The sequence below is a fragment of the Spongiactinospora gelatinilytica genome, from assembly GCF_003236385.1.
GTDB lineage: Bacteria > Actinomycetota > Actinomycetes > Streptosporangiales > Streptosporangiaceae > Spongiactinospora > Spongiactinospora gelatinilytica.
Map to the genome: position 1 here is coordinate 1 of NZ_POUA01000357.1, position 7,802 is coordinate 7,802.

Annotated in this window: 8 protein-coding genes; 5 read left to right on the forward strand and 3 right to left on the reverse strand. The window is 71.2% G+C overall.

Translation table 11 applies throughout. The features are described 5' to 3' along the window. Positions 1-121 precede the first annotated feature (121 nt). On the forward strand, positions 122-352 hold the full coding sequence (locus C1I98_RS31410; RefSeq protein ID WP_111170993.1) for a hypothetical protein: 231 nt from the start codon (positions 122-124) through the stop codon (positions 350-352). A gap of 313 nt (positions 353-665) precedes the next feature. Continuing rightward, the gene (locus C1I98_RS31415; protein WP_199537353.1) at positions 666-1,349 is read left to right on the forward strand and encodes a helix-turn-helix domain-containing protein; all 684 of its coding nucleotides are present in this window, start codon (positions 666-668) and stop codon (positions 1,347-1,349) included. Between the two features lie 24 nt (positions 1,350-1,373). Here C1I98_RS31415 and argG read toward each other — a convergent pair whose 3' ends face one another. The 3 genes from argG to C1I98_RS31430 form a co-directional block, all read right to left on the reverse strand. Continuing rightward, positions 1,374-2,822: an argininosuccinate synthase gene (argG, locus tag C1I98_RS31420; protein WP_111170995.1), complete on the reverse strand. Its 1,449-nt coding sequence runs from the start codon at positions 2,820-2,822 to the stop codon at positions 1,374-1,376. Between the two features lie 97 nt (positions 2,823-2,919). Continuing rightward, positions 2,920-3,483, reverse strand: coding sequence for a carboxymuconolactone decarboxylase family protein (locus tag C1I98_RS31425; RefSeq protein WP_111170996.1), 564 nt, complete (start codon positions 3,481-3,483; stop codon positions 2,920-2,922). Then, a complete protein-coding gene (locus tag C1I98_RS31430) occupies positions 3,444-4,109 on the reverse strand; it encodes an EthD domain-containing protein (protein WP_111170997.1) in 666 nt (221 codons plus the stop codon). Before C1I98_RS31430 ends, C1I98_RS31425 begins: the two co-directional genes overlap by 40 nt. Positions 4,110-4,202: 93 nt before the next feature. Here C1I98_RS31430 and C1I98_RS31435 point away from each other — a divergent pair, with 93 nt between their 5' ends. The 3 genes from C1I98_RS31435 (at position 4,203) to C1I98_RS31445 (ending at position 7,648) form a co-directional block, all read left to right on the forward strand. Next, entirely contained in the window at positions 4,203-4,970 is a 768-nt protein-coding gene (locus tag C1I98_RS31435) for an IclR family transcriptional regulator domain-containing protein (RefSeq protein WP_111170998.1), read from the forward strand. A gap of 93 nt (positions 4,971-5,063) precedes the next feature. Further along, positions 5,064-6,347, forward strand: coding sequence for a C4-dicarboxylate transporter DctA (dctA, locus tag C1I98_RS31440; RefSeq protein ID WP_111171000.1), 1,284 nt, complete (start codon positions 5,064-5,066; stop codon positions 6,345-6,347). A gap of 101 nt (positions 6,348-6,448) precedes the next feature. Beyond that, positions 6,449-7,648: an MFS transporter gene (locus C1I98_RS31445; protein ID WP_199537354.1), complete on the forward strand. Its 1,200-nt coding sequence runs from the start codon at positions 6,449-6,451 to the stop codon at positions 7,646-7,648. Positions 7,649-7,802: the final 154 nt, after the last annotated feature.

Here is a 7,802-nt window from a genome sequence, read left to right on the forward strand (position 1 = left end):
GCCCCGGCCCGCCACCGTGAGCGGCAGGCCGACCCGCCCCAGGGGACCGCCGAACGCGGCGCCACCAGCGGACAGGTCGCCGCAAGCGCCGCCCCACCAGACCCCGGCCCGACCTGCCACCGTGAGCGACACAACCGTACCGGCGGCCCAAGCCCCCAAGAGACCAACGAACGCGGCGGGCTCGGAGTTCCTGTCCGGGGTGCCGGTCATGGCGCTGCTGCTGGCGGCCGGGCCGCTGCTGCTGCCGGAGTACCGGGACCCGGCGGCGGGCTGCTCGTCTCGGCCGCCGGGCTCCTGCTCATCCTGCCGCTGGACGCGGCCTCCGGCCCCACGCTCGCGCTGGTCGGCATGACCATCGGCTACCTCGGACGTCGCGGCCCGGTTGCTCGCCTCGGGGCGGGAGGCGTTCGTGTCCGGGGTCCACGAGGTGGCCGTGACGGCCGTGGTGATCGTGCTGTCGCTGGCCGTACTGGCGCTGACCCGGCTGCGCACTCGGTGACCCTGGACGATTCCGGCGGTCAGGGCAGCAGGGCGGTGGCCTCCACCTCGACTAGCTGTTCGGGTCATAGGCCCAGGATGTGCCGCGGACACACAGCCGATCAACCTATAGGCAATTGGGCTTGCCTTGCAGGCAACGGGCTCATGAAAGCACTAGAATGCCCGGAGTGACCACTCGTATGCCGCGAGCCCAGCACGGCGCCCCCGACGGCGGGCGCGATGATCGAGCCGGCGATCCGGCGGCCGACCCCGAGCGGAGGGTCGCCGCGCGCCTTGCGGAGCTGCGCCGGGCGCACGGGCTCACGCTCACCGCGCTGGCCGGGTGGACCGGCATCTCCACCGCCCACCTGTCCCGGATGGAGAAGGGCGAGCGGCAGCCGTCCATAGGTTCGCTGATCCAGCTTTCGCGGGCGTACGGGATCTCGCTGAGCGAGCTGATCGGCGACGTGCGCTCCCGCGAGCACCACGTCGTGCGCGGCGCGAGCGCGCCGGTGCGCAAGGGCCAGGACGGGATTTACGCGATCATGAGCGGGCTCGGCCCGCGTTCGGCCCTGGAGGCGGTCCGGCTGGAGCTGACCGCAGGGCGGCCCGAGCACACCGCCTCGCACCCGGGCGAGGAGTGGGTCTACGTCATGCAGGGCCAGGTGATCGCCGACATCGGCGGCGAGCTGATCACCCTGGCCGCCGGAGACGCGCTGCACTTCGACGCGGCGGCCGCCCACTCGCTGAAAGCCGCCGACGGGCAGGCCACCGTGCTCATCGTCTCGGCCACGCCTCCGCCGGCCCGCCCGCCGCACGGCCCCGGCCAGGGTCTGAGCCCGGCTCTGGGCGCAGGTCCGGGTACGGCGTAGCGCGGGCGGGCCCGGCGGGGCGGGTCAGTCGGTGCCGGCCTCCATCGCGGCGCGGTCCAGCAGCACTTCCTCGGCGGGAGCCTCCCCGCGCGAGGCGATGGCCTCCGCGCCACCCTCCGGGATCTCGCCGATGAGCCCGGTCGGGACCGCCTTCGGGACGTCGAGCAGCGCCGGGTGGTTGGTGCCGATCATGCCGAGCCCCGCGTACTGCTCCAGCTTGGCCCGCGAGTCGGCGATGTCCAGGTTGCGCAGGGTGAGCTGGCCGATCCGGTCGGCGGGGCCGAACGCGGAGTCTTCCGTGCGCTCCATCGACAGCTTGTCGGGGTGGTAGCTGAAGGACGGGCCCGTGGTGTCCAGGATCGAGTAGTCCTCGCCGCGCCGCAGCCGCAGCGTCACCTCGCCGATGACCGGCCGGCCGACCCAGCGCTGCAACGACTCGCGGAGCATCAGCGCCTGCGGCTCCAGCCAGCGCCCCTCGTACATGAGCCGGCCGAGCCGCCGCCCCTCGGCCTGGTAGGTGGCCAGGGTGTCCTCGTTGTGGATGGCGTTGACCAGCCGCTCGTAGGCGATGTGCAGCAGCGCCATCCCCGGGGCCTCGTACACGCCCCGGCTCTTGGCCTCGATCACCCGGTTCTCGATCTGGTCGGACATGCCCAGGCCGTGCCGCCCGCCGATCGCGTTGGCCTCCATCACCAGCTCGACCGCGCCGGGGAACTCCTTGCCGTTGATCGTCACCGGGCGGCCCTGGTCGAAGCCGATGGTGACGTCCTCGGCGGCGATCTCCACCGATGGGTCCCAGAACCGGACGCCCATGATCGGGTTGACCGACTCGATGCCGGTGTCCAGTTGCTCCAAGGTCTTGGCCTCGTGGGTGGCGCCCCAGATGTTGGCGTCGGTGGAGTACGCCTTCTCGGCGCTGTCCCGGTACGGCAGACCGTGCGCGAGCAGCCACTGCGACATCTCCTTGCGCCCGCCCAGCTCGAAGACGAACTCCGCGTCGAGCCACGGCTTGTAGATGCGCAGGTAGGGATTGGCCAGCAGGCCGTACCGGTAGAACCGCTCGATGTCGTTGCCCTTGAACGTCGAGCCGTCGCCCCAGATCTGTACGCCGTCCTCCAGCATCGCCCGGACCAGCATCGTGCCGGTGACGGCGCGGCCGAGCGGCGTGGTGTTGAAGTAGGCGCGCCCGGCCGAGCGGATGTGGAAGGCCCCGCAGGTGAGCGCGACCAGGCCCTCCTCGACCAGCGCGGAACGGCAGTCGATCAGCCGCGCGAGCTCCGCGCCGTAGGTCGTGGCGCGAACGGGCACCGACTCGATGTCGGGCTCGTCGTACTGGCCGATATCTGCGGTGTAGGTGCACGGGACCGCACCCTTGTCCCGCATCCACGCGACGGCGACCGACGTGTCGAGGCCGCCGGAGAAGGCGATACCGACGCGTTCGCCGACGGGCAGGGAGGTGAGAACCTTGGACATAAGAAAGAGTATGCATCCTGACGTATGACCATGCAAAGCGCTGCACGAAAAACTCTCGGCCCGCCCCTTGTGAGGACAGGCCGAGAGCGTCCAGGGGTCAGACCTCCGCGCGCAGCACGCGGAGCTGGGCGGCCAGCAGGCCGTAGTACCCGACCAGCGTGATCAGGCCGAACACCCCGGCCTCGCCCAGCGACTCCACGGCGGTGGCGAAGGTCTCATCGTCCAGGTCGCCGGTGGTGAGCAGTTCCCTGGCCGCGAGCAGGACGGCGTTCTCCGCGGGGTCTGCGAACGGGGGCGCGGACCCGTCGCGCAGCGCGGCGAGTTCGGCGTCGGTCAGGCCCTCCAGGCGGGCGGTGTGGCTGTGCACCTCCCACTCGTAGGCGGACCGCTCGTGCGCGGCCACGGCCAGGATGGCGGTCTCCCGCTGCCTGGCGGTGAGCCCGGTCCCGTACCGTACGGCCCCGCCCAGCTCCTGCAACGCGTGCCCCAGGCCGGGGTTGAGCAGCATGGCGTTGAACGGGCCGCGCAGCCGTCCCTCCTCGTCGGCGAGCGGGAAGGGCCGGGGCGCGCTCGCCCTCGGGCTGGCGAGCAGGCGATCGTAGAGAACGCGCTGCTCGGCGGTCAGTTCGCCGGGCCTGAGGGCTTCGACGCGGGCTGGCATGGTGTTCCCCCGAACGTGAGATGGTGAGTGAAGACGCGACGCTCATTCGTGGTGAGCGTGGCCATGACCCGGTCCCGCCAAGGTGTGGCGGTGGCCGCGCGGTAGGCATCGGTGTCGAAGAGGTGCGTTCCGCTGATCTCGTGCAATGTCAGGAAGTGCGGCGCTTCGCCGCCCCGCAGGACGTACCGGCGGGTACGTCCCCAGCCGGGGATGGCGTGCAGCGCGGGCACGTGCTCCTCGGCGTACCAGGCGTGGAATCCGGCCTCGCCGCCCTGCCGTACGCTCATCGAGCGGACCACCAGCACCGGCCCGCCTCCACTGCCGTGCTCGTCCAGCGGCTCGTAGACGCGGCGGTCGAGGGTTTCCAGCCGTCCCATGACGGCGCTCTCCCGCGCGCTGCGCCGCTCGCGCAGTTCGCGGTACCGGTCGGTGTCCAGCACGTCGAGATCGAGGTCGTACCACGCCAGCCAGCCCGGCCGGACGCCGTCGATCGCGCGGTAGCGGTGCCCGCTGTGGACGCCGGGCAGGGCCATGCGAGCGGGGCCGTGCTCGTTGTCGTACCAGTCGTGGAACTCCGCTTCGTCACCGTCGCGCGGTTGCGACAGCACGAACAGCAGACCTACCAAGCCGCGCCTCCCATGGACAATGGTTCCGAGCACCTCTGTTGTGCGACTGGCGAACATCTGTGCGCCTGTAGTTTAGATTGCGAGGTTCACGATATGTCAAGGCAGGAGCCAGACGTCATCGACTCCGTCGAGAAGGCGTTCCGCGTGCTACAGGCGTTCTCCGCGGAACACCCGACGCTCACCCTGAGCGAGGCGGCGGAGCTGACCGGGCTGTCCCGTGCCACCGCCCGGCGCATCCTGCTCACCTGCGTGAAGCTCGGTTTCGCCGAACAGGACGACCGCCGGTTCCGGCTCACGCCACGGGTGCTCCGGCTCGGGTACGGCTACCTGTCGTCGCTGCCGATCTGGGAGCGGGCCCAGCCGCACATGCGGGCGCTGGCCGACGAGCTGCGCGAGTCCTGCTCGGCGGCCACGCTCGACGGCGACGAGATCGTGTACGTCGCCCGGGTGCCGGCCAAGCGCAGCATGTCGATCGTGCTCAGCGTGGGCTCCCGGCTGCCCGCGTACTGCACGTCGATGGGCCGCGTACTGCTGGCCGCGCTGCCCGAGAGCGCGCTGCGCCGCCACCTCGGGGCGGTGGAGCCGAAGGCGCTCACCCCGCACACGATCACCGATCCGGCCGAGCTGGAGAAGGAGCTGCACCGGGTCAGGGAGCAGGGCTTCGCCCTGGTGGACGGCGAGCGCGAGGAGGGCGTCCGCTCGGCGGCGGCCCCGGTCAGGGACGGCACGGGGGCCGTGATCGCGGCCATCAACGTGTCGGCCAACGCGGGCCGGGTCTCGCTGGACGAGCTGCGCGAGCGCTACGTCCCCCGGGTTGTGGACACCGCCCTGGCCATCTCCCACGACATCGGGCTGTCCTGACGCATACCACGGACTCTTGACCAGATGTAGCGCGTCCGTCACACTCGCTGTTTAACTGACGCACATGTGTGCGACTGACGAACGAGGCGCGTGATGTTGAGGACCGCTTTCACCACCAAGCTCTACGTGACCGTGCTGGTCGCACTCGTGCTGGGCGCCGTGCTCGGCCTGGTGGCCCCCGACGTGGGAGCCGCCATGCAGCCGCTCGGCGACGGGTTCATCGCGCTGATCAGAATGCTGGTCGGGCCGGTCATCTTCTGTACGGTCGTGACCGGCATCGCCTCGGCCGGCGCGCTCACCAGCATGGGGCGCGTGGGGGTCAAGGCCCTGGTCTACTTCGAGATCATCACCACCATCGCGTTGATCATCGGCCTGGTGGTGATGAACGTCGTCCGCCCCGGCGAGGGCGTACACGCCGTGCCCGGCGAGATCCAGGTGAGCGGCCTGGCGGAGCAGTACGTCACCAAGGGCGAAGAGCAGCACTGGTACGACTTCCTCGTCAACATCATCCCCGCCAGCGTGGTCGGCGCGTTCGTGGACGGGAACGTGTTGCAGGTTTTGCTGGTCTCGGTGCTGTTCGCAATCGCCGTGGCCATGCTGGGCGAGCGCGGGGCCCCGGTGACCCGGGCCATCGAGCGCGTCGGCGAGGTGGTCTTCGGCATCGTCAAGCTGGTCATGTACCTCGCGCCGATCGGCGCGTTCGGCGCGATGGCGTACAGCACGGGCAGGTTCGGCGCGGCCACGCTGAGCAGCCTGGGCGCCTTCGTCGGCCTGTTCTGGCTGACCGGCCTGTTCTTCTGCCTGATCGTGCTGGGCGTGGTGGCCCGGCTGTGCGGAATCAGGGTGGTGCGCCTGTACCGCTACTTCAAGGACGAACTGCTGATCACCCTCGGCACCGCCAACTACGAAGCCGTGATGCCGCAACTGATCGCCAAGCTGGAGCGGCTGGGCTGCCCCAAGCCGATCGTCGGCCTGGTGGTGCCGTCCGGGTACGCGTTCAACTCCGACGGCGTCTGCCTCTACATGGGCTTCGCCGGCCTCTACATCGCGCAGGCGTTCGACATCCAGCTCTCGCTCGGGCAGCAGCTCGGCCTGCTGGCGGTCTTCCTGATCACCTCCAAGGGCGGGGCGGGCATCGCGGGCGCAGGGTTCGTCCTGCTGGCGGCCACGCTGTCCACCATGGGCACGATCCCGGTCGCGGGCATCATGCTGATCTTCGGCGTGGACCGGTTCATGTCGATGGCCCGCGGGCTGATCAGCCTGTGCGGCCAGATGCTGGCCAGCATCGTGGTCAGCGTCTGGGAACGCGACTTCGACCGCGAGCGCGCGCTGTCCGAACTGTCCGGCAAGCCGTCCGCCGAGGTGGCCCGCGCGTGACCCCGCGGGGGTGACCCCGCGTACGCGTCCGGGATACAGTCGGGCAGGATCGGCTGAATGATGTCTGATATGTCGCATACGACCGGACTGCGAGGGGTGCTGTGACGCGGGTGCCGGGCATGCGGATGCTGCTGAGCATGTCGACGCTCGGGTTCGCCAGCTTCGGCCTGCTGCTGCCGGCCGCCCCGCTGTGGGCCGCGCGCGGCGGCGCCGACGAGGCGGGCGCGGGCCTGGTCAACGCCGTGCTCATGCTCGCGACCGTGCTGACCCAGACCATGGTGCCCTGGGCGCTGCGCAGGCTGGGCTGGCGGGTCACCATGGTCGCCGGGATGCCGCTGCTGGGCCTGCCCGCCCTGGCGCTCACGCTCACCGACCAGCTTCCGTGGGTGCTGGCACTGTCCGTCGTACGCGGCATGGGATTCGCGGTGCTCACCGTGTGCGGCGCGAGTGCGGTGGCCGAACTGGTCGACGCCGCCCGGCGCGGGCGCGCGATCGGCGTGTACGGGCTGTCCATCGCCGCGCCGCAGTTCGTGCTCGTGCCGAGCGCCGCGTGGATCGCCGAGACGTTCGACTTCCGCACGGTGTTCATCGCGGGCGCGGTGCCCGTGCTCGCCGTGCCGTTCGCCGCCGCCCTCGGGCGACGCCTGGACGGCATGGCCCGCGCCGCCTCCGACGGCGACGGCCAGGCGGGCGGCGGGGCGCGGGTGCTGCTCGCGCTGATCGTGCCGACGCTGGGGCTGCTCGCCGTCACCACTCCGGGCGGGGCGCTGCTGACCTTCGCGCCGCAGTTCCCCTACGGCACGACCACCGCGATGCTGGGCCTGCTCGGGCTCACCGGGGCCGCCGCGCTGGCCCGCTGGCTGGTCGGCGGACTCGCCGACCGGTACGGCCCGCAGCGGTTCATCGCGCCGCTGCTGATCCTGTGCGCCGGGGCCATGGCGCTGTGCGCCTGGTCGGTCGCGGACGGCGGCGCGGGGGCCGCGGTCCTGGTCACGGGCATGACGATCGCCGGCGTCGCCTACGGCAGCCTCCAGAACCTCACGCTGGTCGCGGCGTTCGCGGCCGTGCCCACCCGCGACCGGGGCACCGCCAGCGCGGTCTGGAACATCGGCTTCGACGTCGGCACCGGCCTCGGCGCGCTCGTCGTCGGGTTCATCGCGGCGGGCGCGAGCTTCACGGTGGGGCTGCTGACCACGGCCGGGCTGAGCGTGGCGGTCGCGCTGGTCACCCTCGTGTACGGCCGGCGGACGTACGCCTCCGGGGAGAAGACCGAAACGGGATCCAGAGCCCCGACGCCATAGGCCCCCGCGGCCGGTATACCCGCAGCCGCCGGTTTTTGAGTCGGCGATGACTCAGGACGGCGGCGGCGGGCCCTCGCACACTCGAAGACGTTCGGGTCGTGGCGGGGGGAAACATGGGGCCTGTCTCTTATACACCTCTCCGAGCCCACGAGAC

Coding starts and splice junctions, on each gene's coding strand:
- argG (WP_111170995.1), bottom strand. CDS start 2,822: ATGTCCAAGGTTCTCACCTCCCTGCCCGTCGGCGAACGCGTCGGTATC.
- C1I98_RS31425 (WP_111170996.1), bottom strand. CDS start 3,483: ATGCCAGCCCGCGTCGAAGCCCTCAGGCCCGGCGAACTGACCGCCGAG.
- dctA (WP_111171000.1), top strand. CDS start 5,064: ATGTTGAGGACCGCTTTCACCACCAAGCTCTACGTGACCGTGCTGGTC.
- C1I98_RS31435 (WP_111170998.1), top strand. CDS start 4,203: ATGTCAAGGCAGGAGCCAGACGTCATCGACTCCGTCGAGAAGGCGTTC.